1 rRNA gene is annotated in these 237 nt (G+C 58.6%); it reads left to right on the top strand.

From position 1 onward, the window contains the following. Window positions 1–237: ribosomal RNA gene (locus tag AB4Y44_RS43000) — 16S ribosomal RNA — on the top strand; the annotation flags it as partial.

Below are 237 nucleotides of genomic sequence, written 5' to 3'. Positions count from 1 at the left end.
CGGGTGCTTGCACCTGGTGGCGAGTGGCGAACGGGTGAGTAATACATCGGAACATGTCCAGTAGTGGGGGATAGCCCGGCGAAAGCCGGATTAATACCGCATACGATCTTTGGATGAAAGCGGGGGATCGCAAGACCTCGCGCTATTGGGGTGGCCGATGGCGGATTAGCTGGTTGGTGGGGTAAAGGCCTACCAAGGCGACGATCCGTAGCTGGTCTGAGAGGACGACCAGCCACA

The organism is Paraburkholderia sp. BR10937, assembly GCF_040965695.1.
Taxonomy (GTDB): Bacteria; Pseudomonadota; Gammaproteobacteria; order Burkholderiales; family Burkholderiaceae; genus Paraburkholderia.
The sequence above is the reverse complement of the archived record's forward strand: the minus strand, read 5'-3'. Positions and strand labels throughout refer to the sequence as shown.